We start from the raw sequence: 17,731 nt of genomic DNA on the forward strand, positions 1-17,731 counted from the left end.
GCACATGAACGTCATGGACAACCGCGCCACCTCCGCGATGCTCTATCTCGACGGCGTGCACGTCTCGTTCGACGGCTTCCACGCCATCAACAATCTGTCGCTGACGCTCGAGCCCGGCGAGATGCGTGCCATCATCGGCCCGAACGGGGCCGGCAAGACCACGATGATGGACATCATCACCGGCAAGACCAAGCCCGACGAGGGCACGGTGCTGTTCGATGGCGTCACCGATCTGACACGGCTGGACGAGACCCGCATCGCCGAGCTGGGCATCGGCCGCAAATTCCAGAAGCCGACCGTGTTCGAGAGCCAGACCGTGCAGGACAATCTCCTGCTCGCGCTCAATGTCGATCACAGTGTCAAGGGCACACTGTTCTGGCGCGGCAGCAAGGCCGAGGCAGGGCGGATCGACAGGGTGCTGGAGACCATCCGTCTCACCGAGGCGCGCAACCGCCTCGCCGGCAGCCTCAGCCACGGCCAGAAGCAGTGGCTCGAGATCGGCATGCTGCTCGCACAGGACCCAAAACTGCTCCTGGTCGACGAGCCGGTCGCGGGAATGACCGACGTCGAGACGCATCTGACCGCCGAGCTGCTGAAAGAGATCAACAAGACCCACACCGTGATGGTGGTCGAGCACGACATGACGTTCGTGCGCGAACTCGGGGTCAAGGTGACCTGCCTGCACGAGGGCACGGTGCTCGCGGAAGGAACCATCGACCAGGTCTCGTCCAACGAGCGGGTCATCGAAGTCTATCTGGGGCGCTGAGCTAATGCTTGAGGTCAAGGACATCAACCTGTTCTACGGCGCGGCGCAGGCGCTGCGCGGCGTCTCGATCGCGGCCGAGCCCGGCAAGGTCACTTGCGTGCTGGGGCGCAACGGCGTCGGCAAGACCTCGCTCTTGCGCGCCATGGTCGGGCAATATCCAATCTCCTCAGGGGCGATCGTGTTCGATGGAAGTGATATCACCGGCCTGAAGCCCTATGAGCGTGCGCGCAAGGGCATCGGCTTCGTGCCGCAGGGCCGCGAGATCTTCCCGCTGCTGACGGTCGAGGAGAACCTCAAGACCGGCTTCGGTCCGCTCAAGCGCCAGGACAAGAACATTCCGGACGACGTGTTCTCGCTTTTTCCGGTGCTGCAATCCATGCTCGGGCGGCGCGGTGGCGATCTCTCCGGCGGGCAGCAGCAGCAACTCGCGATCGGTCGCGCGCTGGTGATGCGTCCGAAATTGCTGCTGCTCGACGAGCCGACCGAGGGCATCCAGCCCTCGATCATCAAGGACATCGGCCGCGCCATTTCGTATCTGCGCAACCTCGGCAACATCGCCATCGTGCTGGTCGAACAATATCTCGACTTTGCCTGCGAACTCGGCGACAGTTTTGCCGTGATGGATCGCGGCGCGGTGAAGTTCACCTGCGATCGCGCCAATTTGGACGCGAGCGAGATCAGCCGCCAGATGGCGCTGTAAGCATTCTGCCGCGACCGGCTGGGGGAGGCGGATGCGGAGCGACGTTTCGGTCATGTCAGGGGTTTTCGAGGCGAACCGTGCCCGCGGCGCGGTGCGCTTCGACGTCCATGCGCGTGACGGCGTGACGCGGCGCGGCGTCTTGCATGAATCCGGCTCGCTGCGCGTGCGCTTTCCCTCGCCGGAAGGCGAGGGATTGTCCGGCGTGTTCGTCAACACGGCCGGCGGCGTCGCGGGAGGGGACAGTTTCGAGATCGACATCGCAGCGGGCGAGCGCTCGCGCCTGACCTTGACGACGGCGGCGGCCGAAAAGGTCTATCGCGCGCCGGGAGCGGCAGCGCAGCTCAATATTTCCTTGAAAATCGCCGCGGGCGCGCATCTCGGCTGGCTGCCGCAGGAGACCATCCTGTTCGATCGCGCCCGGGTCCATCGCCGCTTCGATATCGAGCTCGACGAGACCGCCTCGCTTCTGCTGTGCGAGATCGTCGTGTTCGGCCGCACCGCCATGGGCGAGCGGATGGAGCAGGGGGAATTCGTCGACCGCTGGCGGCTGCGGCGCGGTGGCAGGCTGGTGTTCGCCGAGACCGTCAGGCTCGACGGCAATATCGGCGCAAAACTTGGGCGGTCGGCGGTGGCGAAGGGCGGCGCGGCGATCGGCACGGCGCTGATCGTCCCCGGCGACGAGGCCCTCGTCGACCGCATCCGCGAAGCCGCGGACTCGTTCTCCGGCGAGGTGGGAATCTCCGCCTGGAATGGATTTGCAATGGCGCGGTTCTGTGCCCAAGATGCGGCGCGCTTGCGTGCCGACATGATGGCCGTGCTGGCGCGTACCGGTGCCGCGCTGCCGCGACTCTGGTTGAATTGAAGTGTTGAACGGAAGAGATTTCGCATGAACCTGTCTCCCCGCGAAAAGGACAAGCTTCTGATCTCGATGGCGGCGATCGTGGCCCGCCGAAGGCTCGATCGCGGCGTCAAGCTCAACCATCCCGAGGCGATCGCGATCATCTCCGATTTCATCCTCGAAGGCGCGCGCGACGGCCGCACCGTCGCCGAGCTGATGCAATCCGGCGCGCAGGTCCTGACTCGCGACCAGGTGATGCCGGGAATCCCCGAGATGATCCACGACATCCAGGTCGAGGCGACATTTCCGGACGGCACCAAGCTCGTCACCGTGCACGAGCCGATCAGGTAGGAGCAAGACGCATGATCCCCGGCGAACTCTTCATCCAGGACGGCGAGATCGAGCTCAATGCCGGCCGCAAGACCGTGACGCTGACGGTCGCCAACACCGGCGACCGCCCGATTCAGGTCGGCTCGCACTACCATTTCTTCGAGACCAACCCCGCGTTGAAGTTCGACCGCAAGAAGGCTCGCGGCATGCGCCTCGACATCGCCGCCGGCACCGCCGTCCGCTTCGAGCCCGGCCAGACCCGCGACGTGCAACTCGTCGCCGTGGCGGGGAAGAAGATGATTTACGGTTTCCGTGGCGACGTGATGGGGAAGCTGTGAGCGCAAAAACTCCCCAAGGGGCGCGGCGTAGGCTCGCTGAAGAATTCAAACGCAATCGGGGCTCGTGATGTCCGTCAAGATCAAACGTTCCGTCTATGCCGACATGTTCGGTCCGACCACCGGCGACAGGGTGCGCCTGGCCGACACCGATCTCATCATCGAGGTGGAAAAGGATTTCACTACTTACGGCGAGGAGGTGAAGTTCGGCGGCGGCAAGGTGATCCGCGACGGCATGGGGCAGTCGCAGGTCACCAACAAGCAGGGCGCGGCCGACACGGTCATCACCAATGCGCTGATCGTCGATCACTGGGGTATCGTGAAGGCCGACGTCGCGATCAAGGACGGCATGATCGCCGGCATCGGCAAGGCCGGCAATCCCGACATCCAGCCCGGCGTCACGATCATCATCGGCCCTGGCACGGACGTGATCGCGGGCGAAGGGAAAATCCTCACCGCGGGCGGCTTCGACAGCCACATCCATTTCATCTGCCCGCAGCAGATCGAGCACGCGCTGATGTCCGGCGTCACCTCGATGCTGGGCGGCGGTACCGGCCCGTCGCACGGTACCTTCGCGACCACCTGTACGCCGGGGCCGTGGCACATGGGGCGGATGATCCAGTCGTTCGACGCCTTCCCGGTCAATCTCGGTATCTCCGGCAAGGGCAACGCCTCGCGTCCCGCAGCCCTGGTCGAGATGATCAAGGCCGGCGCCTGTGCGCTGAAGCTGCACGAGGATTGGGGCACCACGCCGGCGGCGATCGACAACTGCCTGTCGGTGGCCGATGCCCACGACATCCAGGTGATGATCCACACCGACACGCTGAATGAATCCGGCTTCGTCGAGGACACGATCAAGGCCTTCAAGGGCCGCACCATCCATGCCTTCCACACCGAGGGCGCCGGCGGCGGCCATGCTCCAGATATCATCAAGGTCGCAGGCCTGAAGAACGTGCTGCCGTCCTCGACCAACCCCACGCGGCCGTTCACGCGCAACACCATCGACGAGCATCTGGACATGCTGATGGTGTGCCACCATCTCGATCCCTCGATCGCGGAAGATTTGGCGTTCGCCGAAAGCCGCATCCGCAAGGAGACGATCGCCGCCGAAGACATCCTGCACGATCTCGGCGCCCTCTCGATGATGTCGTCGGACTCGCAGGCGATGGGCCGCCTCGGCGAGGTCATCATCCGGACCTGGCAGACTGCAGACAAGATGAAGAAGCAGCGCGGGTCGCTGCCGCAGGACAAGGGCAAGGACAACGACAATTTCCGCGTCAAGCGCTACATCGCCAAATACACCATCAACCCCGCGATCGCGCATGGCGTGTCGAAGCTGATCGGCTCGGTCGAGAAGGGCAAGCTCGCCGATCTCGTGCTGTGGTCGCCGGCCTTCTTCGGCGTCAAGCCGGACTGCATCGTCAAGGGCGGGATGATCGTCGCCGCGCCGATGGGCGATCCAAACGCCTCGATCCCGACACCGCAGCCGGTGCATTACCAGCCGATGTTCGGCGCCTTCGGCAAGGCGCGCACGGCGTCGTCAGTGGTGTTCACCTCGAAGGCAGCCATCACTGGCGGTCTCGCGCGAAAACTCGGGATCGAGAAGAAGCTCTATGCGGTCCAGAACACCCGCGGCAAGATCTCGAAAAAGAGCATGATCCACAACGATGCCACGCCCAATATCGAGGTCGATCCGGAGACCTATGAGGTGCGCGCCGATGGCGAATTGCTCACCTGCGCCCCCGCCGAGGTGCTGCCGATGGCACAGCGATATTTCATGTACTGAAATAGCGCCTCAACGCATGTCATGGCGCTTGTCCGGGGGGCGGCTTTTCCGGTTTTGCGTTCGATCCCGGCTGGTCTAATGTCCCGCCCGCCATCGAACCCTAAAAGAAAAGCCGGGAGGATTTCTCGTGATCTACGTCGTTGCCACCCTGACCATCAAGCCCGAGACGCGCGCCGAATTCATTGCAGCCGCCACCGCCTGCATCAAGGAGACGCGGAAAGAGCCTGGCAATATCGCCTATGATATGCATGAGAGCGTCACCGACCCTGCCAAGATGGTGTTCGTCGAGCAGTGGGAGAATGCCGAGGCGCTGGTGCCGCATCGCGGCATGGAGCACATGAAGACCTTTGGCCGCGTCGCGGTGAAGTGCTTTACGGCCCCGCCGAAGATCGAAGTGATCACGCCCGAGAAGGTCGATGTCCGCTAACAAGAACAACAGGGAATAACCCCATGATCTACGTCATCGCCACCACGCCCATGAAGCCGGAGAACAAAGACGACTTCATCAAGGGGCACAAGGCCTGCACCGTCGAGACCCTCAAGGAGAAGGGCTGCATCTCCTATGACGGCAATGTCAGCGTCAACAACCCCAATCTGTACGTAGTGGTCGAGCGCTGGGAGACCCGCGACGATCTCACCGCACATGCCAAGGCGCCGCACATGAAGGTTTGGCGCGAATATTCCGCGCAGATGAAGACAGCGCCGACGGTGATCGAGATCATCAGCGACGGCAAGGTCGAGAAGCTCTGAGGTATAGCGCATGATCCGGGCGACGCAGGTCAGGGGACAACACCGCTTCACGGACGCGCCAGCGGATACGGTCGTGCTCGATTTCGACGACCGGCACCGCCGCCGCATGGCCATGACGGGGACGCGCGGCCTCGAATTCCTGCTCGATCTGGAGAATGCCGTTGCGCTGCGCGGCGGCGATGCGCTGGTGCTGGAGGACGGCCGGCTCGTCGAGGTGGTCGCGGCGCCCGAGCCGTTGCTCGAGATCCGCGGCCGCGATCCGCACCACCTCGTCCGCGTCGGCTGGCACCTCGGCAACCGCCATCTGCCGACGCAGATCATGGCCAAGGCCTTGCGCATCCGCCGCGATCACGTCATCGAGGCGATGGTGAAGGGTCTCGGCGCGCGCGTCATCGAGATCGAAGCGCCATTCGATCCTGAAGGTGGCGCCTATGCCGACGCCGGCCATGCGCATGGACACGTCGACCATGCGCATCATGATCACGGACATCATCATGACCATGGTCACGATCACGATCACCATGATCATCAGAGTCACGATCATCACGCTCACGACCACCACCCTCACGATCATGCCGCGCATGATCACGGCCACCATCACCACGACGAGCATTGCGACCATCCCGACCATCACCACGGCCACAAGCATGCTCATGACCACAAATGAGCCGGTCGCGGCCTGCGACCTCGCCGAGCGCGAGGCAGCGGCGCTGTACCGGCTGATGACCTGGCTGTCGCCGGCATTCCCGGTCGGCGGTTTCTCCTATTCCAGCGGCATCGAATGGGCGGTCGAGGTCGGCGACATCGTCGATACGGCCACGCTGGCCGACTGGCTCGAAGCGATGCTCGGCGATGGCTCCGGCTTTTGCGACGCGACGTTCCTGGTCCACGCCTATCGTGCCGCCGAGGCGGGCGAGGAGGCCAATTTAGGCGATATCGCCGAGCTCTCCGCGGCCATGGTGCCGTCCCGCGAGCGGCAGCTGGAAACGAGCTCGCAGGGCCGCGCCTTCATCGACATCTCCCGGGCAGCATGGGATGCAGACGGCCTGGATGCCATGGTTGCGGCATGCCGCACGCCGCTGGTCTATCCCGTCGCCGTCGGCGTGGTCGCAGCCATGCACGGCGTGCCGCTGGCGCCGACACTGCACGCCTTCCTGCATGCGCTGGTCTCGAACTGGATCTCTGCGGCCAGCCGGCTCATTCCGCTCGGTCAGACCGACAGCCAGCGCGTGCTGGTGAGGCTGGAAGCGGCCGTCGCCGCCACCGCCAATCGTGCGCTGAATGCGACATTGGACGATCTCGGCGGCGCGACCTTCCGTGCCGATCTCGCCAGTCTGCGGCACGAGACGCAATATACGCGACTGTTCCGGTCGTGAGCGGTGCGGCCTTCGAATCGAGAAAGAGCGAATCACATGTCGAAATCTCACGGCCCCTTGCGTGTCGGCGTCGGCGGCCCGGTCGGATCGGGCAAGACGGCGCTGATGGACCTGCTCTGCAAGACCATGCGCGAGCGCTATGACATCGCCGCGATCACCAACGACATCTACACCAAATGGGATGCGGAATTCCTGGTGCGTTCGGGCTCGCTGACGCCGGATCGCATTGCCGGCGTCGAGACCGGCGGTTGCCCGCACACCGCAATCCGCGAGGACGCCTCGATGAATCTCGCCGCGGTTGCGGACATGCGGGCGAAATTTCCCGGGCTCGACCTCGTGCTCATCGAGTCCGGCGGCGACAATCTCGCTGCCACTTTTTCCCCGGAGCTCGCCGACCTCACCATCTACGTCATCGACGTCGCCGCGGGCGACAAGATCCCGTCCAAGGGCGGTCCCGGCATCACCCGGTCCGACCTGCTGGTCATCAACAAGATCGACCTCGCACCCCATGTCGGAGCCTCCCTGGAGAAGATGGACATCGACGCCAGGCGCATGCGCGGCGAGCGACCCTTCGTCATGACCAACCTGAAGAAGAGCGAGGGCCTTGACCGCATTGTCGGCTTCATCGAGGCCAAAGGCGGCTTGAAACGGGCGGGCTGACGGCGCGACGACTTGGCGCATGCCCTTTTCGGCGTTAACCGTAAGGCCAGGCCGCAACCGCGGCCAGGCCGCAACCGCGGAACAAATTTCGGACACGGCGATTGACTACCTCCGGAGCCCGGGCAAGTCGTCCCGGTCAGACCATCGGCCGGACGGATTAAGCTTTTCAGGCGACCCACGTTGCGTACCGATGTCTCCTCCCTCATTATCTCTGCCAGCGGGGTTTGCCCCGTTTCGGCACGTGGCCGTTCGAGCGGCGTTGATATGTCCCTTGTTTATTGCCGACCTTCTGCTTTCGCCTGAGTAGTCGCGTGGTCCGGCTGGGTTTCATCATCGGTTTCATTGCTCTGCTCGGGGCCTTGCTCTCCGGGCTTGCGGCCTATCGCGTCCACGACCAGGAGCTGGCGCTGGACCGGATCGCGCTCGCGCGTGCGATCGACGTTCATGCCAGCCTGGTGCAGGACCGGCTCACCGAGCGCGAACTGCTCGCCCGTGTCGCCTCAGGCCTGTTCCGCGCGCCATCGGTGATCAAGCCGGATATGCTGGAGCCGCTGCGCTCGGCCATCTACGCCTTCAAGACCGATTTCGTGGTCGCCGGCTGGATCGCCCGGCTGAAGCCGAACGAGCTCACGGCGGCGAAGACTGCCATTGCCGGCGCCGGATTCCCGAATCCCACCATCCGCAGCTATGACGACAAGCCGATCGATCCGGCCGAGATCACCCAGCCGATCGACGTGCTGCTGGATCTCGAGCCCCGCAGCGACGAGACCAAGGCTCTGCCGGGCCGAAGTTACGACCAGGATCCGGTCCGCGGCGCCATGCTGACGCGCGCCCGGATCGAGAAGAGGTCGGTGGCCTCGGACCCGATTCCGCTGTTGCGCGGAAACGGGCCGGTCGGGATCATCGTGGCAGCCCCCGTCATTCCCGAGGGGGCGACCGAGCCGGCCGGGTTCGTTACGTTCTCCTACGAACTCGCCTCGCTGATGCTGACCAATGACGACATGTCGTTGTTCTCGGTCGCGCTCAGGGACCCGCGCAAGGAAGGTAGCGAACTCGTTGCCAATGACCAGGGCATCGTCTCGACGCGGATGACGGCCGCGGAGGCCGCGCCATCGGCAACGCGCACGGTGAGCTTCGGGGGCCGGGACTGGCAGCTCGGCTATTACGCCAAGACCAACTCGGCGCGCCGCGCCGAGCAGACCGCGATCATCGTGGCTGCGATCGGTTTTGCGATCACTGCGATGGTGTGCGGCCTGTTTGGCTATGTCGCCTACAACAATCTGCGCCTCAGCCGGGAAATCCAGGTCAGGATCGGCTTCGAGCGCCGGCTGACCGCGGTGATCGACGAGCTCAACCATCGGGTCAAGAATATCCTCGCGGTGATCCAGTCGATCGTGACGCGCACCTTGCGTCATGGCGCGGACATCGACGGCGCGCGCGAGCTCCTGATCGGCCGCATTCACGCCATGTCGAACGTGGTCTCGCTGCTCAGCGAGAGCCAGTGGCAGGGCGTCAAGCTGAAGGGTCTGTTCGAAGCGCGCGCCATCCCGCACGCCGACCGCATCGCCGTCACGGGGCCTGATATCGCAGTCAGCGCGCGGGCGGCGCAGAGCCTCTCGCTGCTGTTCTTCGAACTTGCCTCGCATTCCGACGAGGGCCTGTCGCTGGTTGGAAAGCATCCGCACATCACGGCCAGCTGGACGGTGACGGGTGAGGGCACCGACGAGGTCTTCCATTTCCGCTGGGAGGAGCTTAACACCAGCGAAGCGACGCGCCGTCCCGATTCCGATTTCGGCCTGATCCTGCTCGACCGCGTCGCGCCCGAGGCGCTCGGCGGCACCGCCAAGCGCTTTTTCACCGAGGCTTCCTATGTCTACGAGCTGACCGCGCCGATGGAGACGGTGGTCGACATGACCGAGCGCGATCGCACGGACAAGATCTCGGCGCCGGTGCGACCCGCACGATAGCTAACCCTTGAGCTAACTTTTGGGCCGCAACACCAGATCGACCAGATTGCGGGCGTAGGCCGGCGTGATCGGCGCGATGCCGAAGACGTAGCGGTAGAATAAGCTGCCATAGATCGCGTCGTAGAGATCCTCAGCCGGCCCGCTGGCCAGGATGCTGCCGTCGTTCTGGCCCGCCGCAATCATCTCGACCAGCGCGTCGCGACGGAATTGCAGATAGCGGGCGTAGAACAGCTCGGCAGAGCCGGTCCTGGAAATGCACTCGGAGATGACGGCGAGCTGGACCTTGCCGAACTCGCCCTGGAGCGCTTCGGCATAGGCCGCGGCATGGCGGCGGGCGCGCGCCGCGGGGTTGCCGGAGCTCGCCGGGGGCAGCGGCAGCATCTGCGCGGCATGTTGAAGAAAGGCGTCGATCAAGAGCGCCTCGCGGGATGGCCACCATTTGTAGATCGTCATCTTGGAGACGCGGGAATGGCGGGCGACTGCGTCGATGGTGGTGGCGGCAAGGCCGGTGGAAGCCATCAGCGCATAGGCACTTTCGAGAATGGCATTGCTGGTCTCGATCGATCGCGGCCGGCCGCGCCGGGGGGCGCCGTCGACCCCGTCACCCCCGTCATTCGCCGTCACCACGCCCGGTCTCCTCGCCAAATCGCTCCTGCTCGGGATAGCGCAGCCTCATCGGCCGGCCTAGGGGAAATCACAAGGCGTATGCGTTAACGCACGATGAGATACCTAGGCCTGCTGCCGCAGGGCGGTTGGCAGATCCTGCCACTTCGACCAGGCGACGTAGTAAGCCACCGCGGTCATCGCGGCGAAGCCGGCAAGGCTCACGACAATCTGCATCGCCACCAAATTGGCGCTGGTGATCAGGATGAGGTGGCCGGCGAACGACAGGAACACGCCGACGCAGAACACGGCGAGCCATTCCTCGCCGCACGCGATCACTGCCTGGAGCGGCTTCAACCGCAGGCCGGGGTGATCGGCTGGAATGAGATGGGTCGCCAGAAAGGCGAGCGCGAGGAAGTGCACCACGCGATAGGGTGCGAGGTTTTCCTTGTCGGTCGGCCCGATGCTGTCGAGGAGGAGGTCCGGCAAAAATGCCGACATTGCCGGCGAATGGCGCAGCAAGGTGATGGCCATCGCGAAGACGAGATAGGTGCCGGCGAGGATCCGCAGCCAGGGCATGTCGCGTAGCACGCGCCCGGGCGCGCCTGTCACGGCGAACCAGCCCCCGAGCACCATCAGCATCTGCCAGCACAGCGGATTGAAGGTCCATTCCTGGTCCGGATAGATCCAAAAATTCCAGTCGAACCAGCGTGCGGCAACATACAGCGCGACCGATGCCGCCAGCGTCAGGTTCGGCCGCCGCAACAGACCCCACAGCGCGAAGGGAAAGAAGGCCATCAGCGGGATCATCAATTGCAGGAGGTCGAGGTTCAGCGGCTCCTCCTGGAGCACGAGGCCGCGGACCAGGATCCGCAGCGGGTGTTCGAGAATGCCCGAGATGTTGTATTCGTGGATGATCTCCGGCGCCATCGATTGCGAGGCGACGTAGGCGATGGTGGCGATGTAGATCACGAACAGCACGACATAGGCGGCGTAGAGCCGCCAGACGCGGCGGAAGATGCGCGTGGCCGCCACGAGGTAGCCCCGTTCAAGGGCCATCCGGCCGTGGATGACGGCAACGCCGTAGCCCACGACGAACACGAACAGATCGGCCGCGCCGCTGAAGCCGAAATTGCGCAGCGTCAGCAGATTGACGACATTGTTCGGGATGTGGTCGACGAACACCGACCAGTTGGCAATGCCGAGTGTCAGATACAGTCTGGCGTCGTGATTGAATGCGGCGAGGTTCGCCTGAACGGACGGTTTCATTGACTAAAATAGCTTTGGGAATCAGGGTGACGCTTTTAGCGGCAACCGCCTGCTTGTCCGAGTAGCATTTGCGTGATGGCGGAGGGCCGCCTAACGCAAGATGCTGCGCGCCCTGGGCCGAATTCCGATAGATGCGCGCTGAGGACTCAAAACGAAATATTCTAACCCGCTCTTACTGCTATTCGGCTGGTTCGGCCGAGGCCTCGTCGGGAGCGCCGGCGCGGCTCGCCATGATGCCGAGGGCGACGCCGCCGATCGCCAGGATCGGTAACAGCCGCTTGACCCCGATCGCGCGAACGATCTGCAATCCGGTGGCGAGCAGCATGGGGTCAGCGAGCATGGTCTGCGCCGACGACTTTGCGGCACGCTCAGCTGCGATTTGAGCTTGCTTGCGAAGCTCCCGCTTGTAGGCCCAGTAGCTCACCACTGCCGCCAGAGTCAGGAGAAAGAAGACGCCGGCGCCCGCGAGGCAGGCCTGCACCGGACCATACTTGTTGAGCACGGAGATGAATGCCGCAGCGCAGAGAAAGCATGTGGTGATAAACAGCGCTAACGCCGCGCCTGCGGCCAGGGAGGTCAGGCGCACGGTTGTGCCGGTAGATGCACTGATTCCATCGATGATGCGCTGAAACATGGCCTTGCTCCTCAGATCCCCACAAGCCGTACTATACACAGTCAAGTACCGGCGGCGCAGTAGCGCCGCCGGCTCAACAACATCCGGACGCGCTTCCTACCGGCGCCAGGCGGCACCGATCAGGAAGCCGATGCCGAGCGCGAGGCCGACGGTCGCGAGCGGCCGCTGTGTGATCGCGTCTTCAAGCGACTCTTCGATCGAGCCATAGGCTTCCTGGGCAGCACCCATCATTGCACTGCTGCGCTCCGAAACGTCGTCGATCGCGGTATCCATGTTCTCGCGGGCCTGGCGATAGCCGCGGCGGGCCTGCTTGCTGGTGGAATTGGCGAAGGTGTTGATGGCGTCGGTGATCTGGTCGGTGAGGGCGGCGATATCGCTTTTCACGGCTGCTACATCCTTCTCGAGGCGTTCTCTGGTGGCTTTGTCTGTCCAGTCTCTCATCCCGGCTTCGGCATTGGTCGTGGACATCGGGAGCTCCAAACTGTTGACAGCTGAGATAGCCGAGAACGTTTCGTCGCCGGGGAAGTTCCGTTCACGGAAACCGTCATCCCTGCGGAAGCTGCGGCGCATCCGTCGGCAACAGATGCTCCTTGAGGATCAGCGCGACGATCAAGAGCGGCGATGACAGGAATGCACCCATCGGGCCCCACAGCCAGGTCCAGAACGCGAGCGCAAGCAGCACGGCGAGCGCATTGAGCGCCAGCCTCCGCCCGATGATCATGGGCGTGACGAAATGCCCCTCCAGGAAGGTGAGGCCGCCGAATGCCAGCGCCGCCATCAGGCCGCCGCTGATGGTCGGGAAGGCGACCAGCCCGACCACGATCAGCACCGCGAACATGGCGATCGGCCCGATGATCGGGATGAAGTTGAGGGTCGCCGCGAGTGCGCCGAGGCCGGCGGCGTTTGGCATGCCGGTGATTGCGCAAATGAGGCCGGTGCCAACACCGACGCCGACATTGATGAGGGTGACGGTCAAAAGGTAGTTGCCGAGATGGACCTCGATCTCGTTGAGGATGCGGAGCGTGCGCAGCCGCGCATCGTGATCGCTGAAGTTCATGATCAGCGCCCGGCGGAGGTCGCGCCAGCTCGCGATGAACAGGATCAGGGTGACGAAAAACAGCAGGAATTCGGTAAAGGTCGGTGACAGGAATTCCAGCGTCGGCTGGACCCACTCGAATTTCGGCATCTGGAAGCTTGGCAGCCCTTCCGAGCCGCCGACCATGACTTGCAGCTCGCGCCACAGCGCCAGCGGCCGGTCGAACACGTGCATCTTGTCCTTCAATTGCGCGCCGAGCTCGGGCAGGCGCGAACTCCATTCCATCGCGGGGGAGGCGATCAGCGCGATGACGAAGGCAACCACGGCGGTCACCGCGATAACGATCAGCGCGGCGCCCAATCCGCGCGGCACCTTGTGGTTTTCAAGGAAGGTCGCCGCCGGTGACAGCATGGTGCCGGTCACGAAGGCCATCACCACCGGGAGAAAGAATGCCCTGCCAACATACAGTACGGTCACGATGGCGATCAGCAGAAGGCCGGCAAGTGCGAAGGCGACGAATTCAGTGCGGCGAATGACAGGCGGCAGCTCGGCAGGGCTCTCGGGTAGCGGGGCGCCTTCGCCACCGCCGGACGTCTGCCGTTCACCGGGAAGGACGCGCACTATTTATCTCCCGCACGGAAGCCTCGATCCGCACGCCCATTGAGGAGAGACAATGCGGCACGAGCCAAACGGTTCCATCGCGGCTTCGTGAACAGTTGCTCTCTTGACTGTGACAAGCCGGCCGCGTGCCCGGCCGGAACTTGAATCGTCCCCGCGGCGTTAATCGCCAAGCGCATCACCATGATGCAGACATCTCACGGGGCAGCACATGACCAAGTTCTCCGCAGTCCGCCGCAGCTTCTCGCCGCGCGCCGTCGCCGCTTTCGCCTTCGCAACCACTTTTCTTACGGTGCCGTTTGCCGGCGCGAGTGCGCAGACACTTGGCTATGCGCCGATGCAGCAGCAGGCGTATCCGCAGGACCAGGGTTACTCGCAGGGCGAAGTGAACGACGCGCCGCAGGCGGCTGACGAGGATGCCCAGTTGTCCGATCGCCTGCGCAAGCAGATCGTCGGCTTCGACCGCAGCGAGCCGGCCGGCACCATCGTCATCGATACCAAGAACACCTATCTCTATTACGTGCTCGGCAACGGCCGGGCCATTCGCTACGGCGTCGGTGTCGGCCGCGAAGGCTTCACCTGGTCCGGCGTGCAGAGTGTCAGCCGCAAGGCGGAGTGGCCGGACTGGCATCCGCCGGCCGAGATGATCGCGCGCCAGCCCTATCTGCCGCGCTTCGTTGCCGGCGGTCCCGGCAACCCGCTCGGCGCGCGCGCGATGTATCTGGGCTCCAGCGAATACCGCATCCACGGCACCAACGATCCCTCCACGATCGGCAAGTTCGTCTCTTCCGGCTGCATCCGCATGACCAACGAAGACGTCACCGACCTGTTCGGCCGCGTCAATGTCGGTGCCAAGGTCGTGGTGCTGCCGAAGAACGCTCCGCTGATGGCCAAAGGCGGCGACCCCGTGCGCAAGCGTCCGGCCGTGACGACGCTGCCTTCCGGCCGGCAGGCGCTGAACGTCACCACGACCGCCGTGAACTAAGAGTGAGTCATATGACCAGACGCCTGATTGGCAAAGTGGCTGGCGGAACGACGGCGATGATGGTCGTTGTTTCTGCCGGTCTGGCATTCGCACCATCGGCACATGCGGAAGATTTCTTCTCGGCGTTGTTCGGTGGGTTTGGTGCGCGACCTCCGCAGATCCGGACGCCATTTCCCCGCGATGACATTCCGCGCTATGAGGCTCCGCGTCAGCGCGCCGCCTATGGCGGCGGCACGGCCTATTGCGTGCGGAGCTGCGACGGCCGCTACTTCCCGGCGCAGGGCAACGATGCCGAGAGCAAGGCGCAATCCTGCAAGAGCTTCTGCCCGACGTCCGAGACTTCGCTGGTTTATGGCGGGGGTATCGACGACGCCACCACCGACAAAGGCAAACCGTATTCCGAACTGCCCAATGCATTCCGTTACCGCAACGAAATCGTCGCGGGTTGTACCTGCAACGGCAAGGATCCGGTCGGGCTCGCGTCGGTCAAGAGCGAGGACGATCCCACCCTGCGCAAGGGAGACATCGTCGCTGGCGCGAATGGGCTGGTGGTCGCCAGCCGCAATGCCAACGACCGCCACGGCGTCGCGATGAATTTCTCGCCGCTGCCGGACTCGGTGCGCGCAAGATTCCGTCAGGTGCCAGTCGTCGCCAAGGAGTAGGGCTTCACGCGGGTGTAGCGTTGTCGCGAGCTCCCGGACCACACCTGGGATAGTGGCGGTATCCTCTCTCCACTGCGCTTTCTTTTACGCCGCCCTGATCTTGCCGAGGAAGTCGCTGACCTGGTGGCCAAGCTGGCGGCTCTGGGTTTCCAGTGTCTCGGAGGCCTGCTTGACGTTCTCCGCGGCACCGGCGGCGGTGTCGGCATCGGCCTTCACGCCGGTGATGTTGTCCGAGACGTTCTTGGTGCCCTGCGCCGCGTATTGCGTGCTGCGGGTGATCTCCCGAGTCGCCGCGCCCTGCTCCTGCACGGCGGCGGCGATCGCGGTGGCGACCTCGTTGACTTCACCGATGATGCCGCCGATGGCCTGGATCGCGTTGATGGCATCGCCTGCCACCTTCTGGATGTCGGCGATCTGCTCGGAGATCTCCTCGGTTGCCTTGGCGGTCTGGCTCGCCAGCGACTTCACCTCCGAGGCGACCACGGCAAAGCCACGGCCGGCCTCGCCGGCGCGCGCGGCTTCGATCGTGGCGTTGAGCGCGAGCAGGTTGGTCTGCGCCGCGATCGTGTTGATCAATCCGACGACCTCGCCAATGCGTCCCGCGGACTGCGCCAATCCCTGCACAGTGCCGTCGGTCTCGCGGGCCTGGTTGACCGCGCGGCTGGCGATGCCTGCCGCATGCGCGGCCTGCTGGCTGATGTCGTTGATCGAGGCAGAGAGCTCTTCGGCGGCTGCCGCGACGCTCTCGACGCTGGAGGAGGCCTCGTTTGAAGCTCTGCCTGCAACCTCGACACGCTCGTTGGTCTGGCGGGACACTTCGGACAGGTCGCCCGAGGTCTTGCGCATCTCGCCGGACGCCTCGCTCAGCTCGCCCAGCGATTTGCGCACCTCGCCTTCGAACTCACCGACATAGGCCTCAATCGCGCGCTGGCGTGCGGCCGCGCCGGCGTTGCGCTCGCGCTCCTGCTCCTCGATCTTGAGCTTGTCGAGCGCCTGCTGCTTGAAGGTTTCCAGCGCGCCGGCAAGCGAGCCGATCTCGTCGCGTCGGTCGAGATAGCCGCTGTCGACGCCGAGATCGCCGCCGGCGACCTTGAGCATGGCGTCGCGAATCCGGTGCAGCGGATTGATGACGCGGCGGCTGACCGCTAGCATGGCGGCGCCCGTGAACACGATGGCGGCGACGAGCAGGGCCAGCTGGACCAGCAGCGATTGCAGCGCGCCGGCGCGCTGGGCAGAGGCATGATCCCTGGCTGCGGCAAGCGCAGCATCGGCGAGCCTGATCGCACTTGCCATGCGGCCGACCGAATAGGGGCTCCACTGGTTGGCGGTCATCGACGCTTTCTCGCCCTTGGCCACCGTCGCGATGATGCCATCACGCGTGCCGGTATATTGCGGGTCGAAATAGACCGACTTGGTGTCCGCCATGGATGCGGACAGCGCCGGGGGCAGTTGCATGCCGGTGGCGGCCAGCTCGATGGCGCTCCAGGCCGCATCGGTAGCACCGACAAATTTCGTGAAGGCGAGCTGGGCCTCCGGGGAGACCTTGCCGCTGGTCAAGGCATTGCCAACAATGACCGATGATTCACCGGCGTTCTGGCGCAACAGCCAGGCCATCTGCTTGATCATCAGAAGCTGGTCGATCGTGGCGTCCTGGTGGTTGACACTGGTTACGAGCACGGGCGACAGCTTTTCGAGGATGGTCATCAGCCCGTCCTCGCTCTCGAGATATTCCTTGGCGAGTGCGAGCCTGCGTGAGGCCTTGGGCTTGGCGACTTCGGTCCAGAACTCGGCTTGCTGCGCCAGCAGCGCCTTGTTCAACCGCGCCAGATCGGTAACGATCGTGTCACGCTGCGGAATGTCGATCGAGGGAAGGATGTCGATTGCGCGCCCCAGGGCCGGCATCAGCTCGTCGCGAATGCCACGGATGTATTTCTCGGTGTCGGGATCGACCTGGATGTCACTGGTCAACTGGCGGTTGGTGGTCGACCGGTCGGCCCGGATGTTGGCCATGGCCTTGAAGACGTCGGCCGAGGCCGCTGCAATGTCGACGATCCGGCTGGCCTGCTGGAGCCGGATCCACGAGCTCCATGCGCTGATCGAGAAGCCGATGACGACGACCAGCGCTGTGGTGAAGATCACCGCTTTCAGCAGCGTGGATACGGACAAGCGGTTGAGCATCGGACACCTGAGTACGCGTCTTGAAGTTTTTGGACGGCAACCCCCGCCAACTTCGAAGCAAGGGAATGAGCGCAGCAAACGCCGACGCCTTGCGGCGCGCTTAGGGGTGCATTTGGCCCGAAAAGGGTAAAGACTTAGACAGTGTTGCTGCCGTAAAATTACGGATGCATGAGCGTCTGTGGGCCTGTCGAGCGACCGTCATCGTCCAAGCTTCGCCAGGACGATATCGACAGCGTGG

General features: G+C 64.2%; 20 protein-coding genes. 14 read left to right on the forward strand and 6 right to left on the reverse strand.

Annotated features, from left to right (window positions below; translation table 11 throughout):
* The first annotated feature begins 4 nt into the window (after positions 1-4).
* The 12 genes from urtD (at position 5) to C7G42_RS05715 (ending at position 9,508) form a co-directional block, all read left to right on the forward strand.
* Complete coding sequence (urtD, locus tag C7G42_RS05660; protein ID WP_106948034.1) at positions 5-766, forward strand: urea ABC transporter ATP-binding protein UrtD; 762 nt, start codon at positions 5-7, stop codon at positions 764-766.
* A 4-nt stretch (positions 767-770) separates the two neighbouring features.
* Positions 771-1,466: an urea ABC transporter ATP-binding subunit UrtE gene (gene urtE / locus C7G42_RS05665; RefSeq protein WP_094892819.1), complete on the forward strand. Its 696-nt coding sequence runs from the start codon at positions 771-773 to the stop codon at positions 1,464-1,466.
* A gap of 31 nt (positions 1,467-1,497) precedes the next feature.
* The gene (locus C7G42_RS05670) at positions 1,498-2,328 is read left to right on the forward strand and encodes an urease accessory protein UreD (RefSeq protein WP_106948035.1); all 831 of its coding nucleotides are present in this window, start codon (positions 1,498-1,500) and stop codon (positions 2,326-2,328) included.
* Between the two features lie 24 nt (positions 2,329-2,352).
* Positions 2,353-2,655 carry an urease subunit gamma gene (locus C7G42_RS05675; RefSeq protein ID WP_007605424.1) on the forward strand — a complete coding sequence of 101 codons (303 nt, stop codon included), beginning with the start codon at positions 2,353-2,355 and terminating at the stop codon, positions 2,653-2,655.
* A gap of 11 nt (positions 2,656-2,666) precedes the next feature.
* Positions 2,667-2,972 carry an urease subunit beta gene (locus tag C7G42_RS05680; RefSeq protein ID WP_094976737.1) on the forward strand — a complete coding sequence of 102 codons (306 nt, stop codon included), beginning with the start codon at positions 2,667-2,669 and terminating at the stop codon, positions 2,970-2,972.
* 67 nt (positions 2,973-3,039) lie between these two features.
* Positions 3,040-4,755: an urease subunit alpha gene (ureC, locus tag C7G42_RS05685; protein ID WP_106948036.1), complete on the forward strand. Its 1,716-nt coding sequence runs from the start codon at positions 3,040-3,042 to the stop codon at positions 4,753-4,755.
* A gap of 127 nt (positions 4,756-4,882) precedes the next feature.
* Positions 4,883-5,182, forward strand: a complete 300-nt coding sequence (locus tag C7G42_RS05690) for a putative quinol monooxygenase (RefSeq protein ID WP_106948037.1) — start codon at positions 4,883-4,885, stop codon at positions 5,180-5,182.
* A gap of 23 nt (positions 5,183-5,205) precedes the next feature.
* Positions 5,206-5,505 carry a putative quinol monooxygenase gene (locus C7G42_RS05695; protein WP_094892815.1) on the forward strand — a complete coding sequence of 100 codons (300 nt, stop codon included), beginning with the start codon at positions 5,206-5,208 and terminating at the stop codon, positions 5,503-5,505.
* A gap of 10 nt (positions 5,506-5,515) precedes the next feature.
* Positions 5,516-6,172 carry an urease accessory protein UreE gene (ureE, locus tag C7G42_RS05700; RefSeq protein WP_106948038.1) on the forward strand — a complete coding sequence of 219 codons (657 nt, stop codon included), beginning with the start codon at positions 5,516-5,518 and terminating at the stop codon, positions 6,170-6,172.
* Positions 6,153-6,881, forward strand: a complete 729-nt coding sequence (locus C7G42_RS05705; RefSeq protein WP_106948039.1) for an urease accessory protein UreF — start codon at positions 6,153-6,155, stop codon at positions 6,879-6,881. Before ureE ends, C7G42_RS05705 begins: the two co-directional genes overlap by 20 nt.
* Before the next feature lie 36 nt (positions 6,882-6,917).
* Entirely contained in the window at positions 6,918-7,541 is a 624-nt protein-coding gene (ureG, locus tag C7G42_RS05710) for an urease accessory protein UreG (RefSeq protein ID WP_063200790.1), read from the forward strand.
* 311 nt (positions 7,542-7,852) lie between these two features.
* On the forward strand, positions 7,853-9,508 hold the full coding sequence (locus C7G42_RS05715) for a CHASE domain-containing protein (protein WP_106948040.1): 1,656 nt from the start codon (positions 7,853-7,855) through the stop codon (positions 9,506-9,508).
* A 12-nt stretch (positions 9,509-9,520) separates the two neighbouring features.
* Here C7G42_RS05715 and C7G42_RS05720 read toward each other — a convergent pair whose 3' ends face one another.
* The 5 genes from C7G42_RS05720 to C7G42_RS05740 all read right to left on the reverse strand — a co-directional run bounded on the left by C7G42_RS05720 (position 9,521) and on the right by C7G42_RS05740 (position 13,671).
* Positions 9,521-10,132, reverse strand: coding sequence for a TetR/AcrR family transcriptional regulator (locus tag C7G42_RS05720; protein WP_199580793.1), 612 nt, complete (start codon positions 10,130-10,132; stop codon positions 9,521-9,523).
* 105 nt (positions 10,133-10,237) lie between these two features.
* Complete coding sequence (locus C7G42_RS05725; protein WP_106948042.1) at positions 10,238-11,380, reverse strand: OpgC domain-containing protein; 1,143 nt, start codon at positions 11,378-11,380, stop codon at positions 10,238-10,240.
* Between the two features lie 178 nt (positions 11,381-11,558).
* Positions 11,559-12,014 (reverse strand): hypothetical protein, encoded by a 456-nt coding sequence (locus C7G42_RS05730; protein ID WP_106948043.1) that lies wholly within the window; start codon positions 12,012-12,014, stop codon positions 11,559-11,561.
* Between the two features lie 96 nt (positions 12,015-12,110).
* Positions 12,111-12,482: an ElaB/YgaM/YqjD family protein gene (locus C7G42_RS05735; RefSeq protein ID WP_199580795.1), complete on the reverse strand. Its 372-nt coding sequence runs from the start codon at positions 12,480-12,482 to the stop codon at positions 12,111-12,113.
* 76 nt (positions 12,483-12,558) lie between these two features.
* Positions 12,559-13,671 (reverse strand): AI-2E family transporter, encoded by a 1,113-nt coding sequence (locus C7G42_RS05740; RefSeq protein WP_106948045.1) that lies wholly within the window; start codon positions 13,669-13,671, stop codon positions 12,559-12,561.
* Positions 13,672-13,879: 208 nt separating this feature from the next.
* On the opposite strand from C7G42_RS05740, the gene C7G42_RS05745 reads away from it, so the two are divergent.
* Both C7G42_RS05745 and C7G42_RS05750 read left to right on the forward strand, forming a co-directional pair.
* Complete coding sequence (locus tag C7G42_RS05745; RefSeq protein ID WP_106948046.1) at positions 13,880-14,653, forward strand: L,D-transpeptidase; 774 nt, start codon at positions 13,880-13,882, stop codon at positions 14,651-14,653.
* An 11-nt stretch (positions 14,654-14,664) separates the two neighbouring features.
* Positions 14,665-15,315 (forward strand): DUF2865 domain-containing protein, encoded by a 651-nt coding sequence (locus tag C7G42_RS05750; protein ID WP_106948047.1) that lies wholly within the window; start codon positions 14,665-14,667, stop codon positions 15,313-15,315.
* Between the two features lie 84 nt (positions 15,316-15,399).
* Here C7G42_RS05750 and C7G42_RS05755 read toward each other — a convergent pair whose 3' ends face one another.
* Positions 15,400-17,493, reverse strand: a complete 2,094-nt coding sequence (locus tag C7G42_RS05755) for a methyl-accepting chemotaxis protein (RefSeq protein ID WP_106948048.1) — start codon at positions 17,491-17,493, stop codon at positions 15,400-15,402.
* Between the last annotated feature and the right edge of the window lie 238 nt (positions 17,494-17,731).

It is taken from the genome of Bradyrhizobium sp. MOS003, from assembly GCF_003020125.1.
In the GTDB taxonomy this organism is placed as follows: Bacteria; Pseudomonadota; Alphaproteobacteria; order Rhizobiales; family Xanthobacteraceae; genus Bradyrhizobium.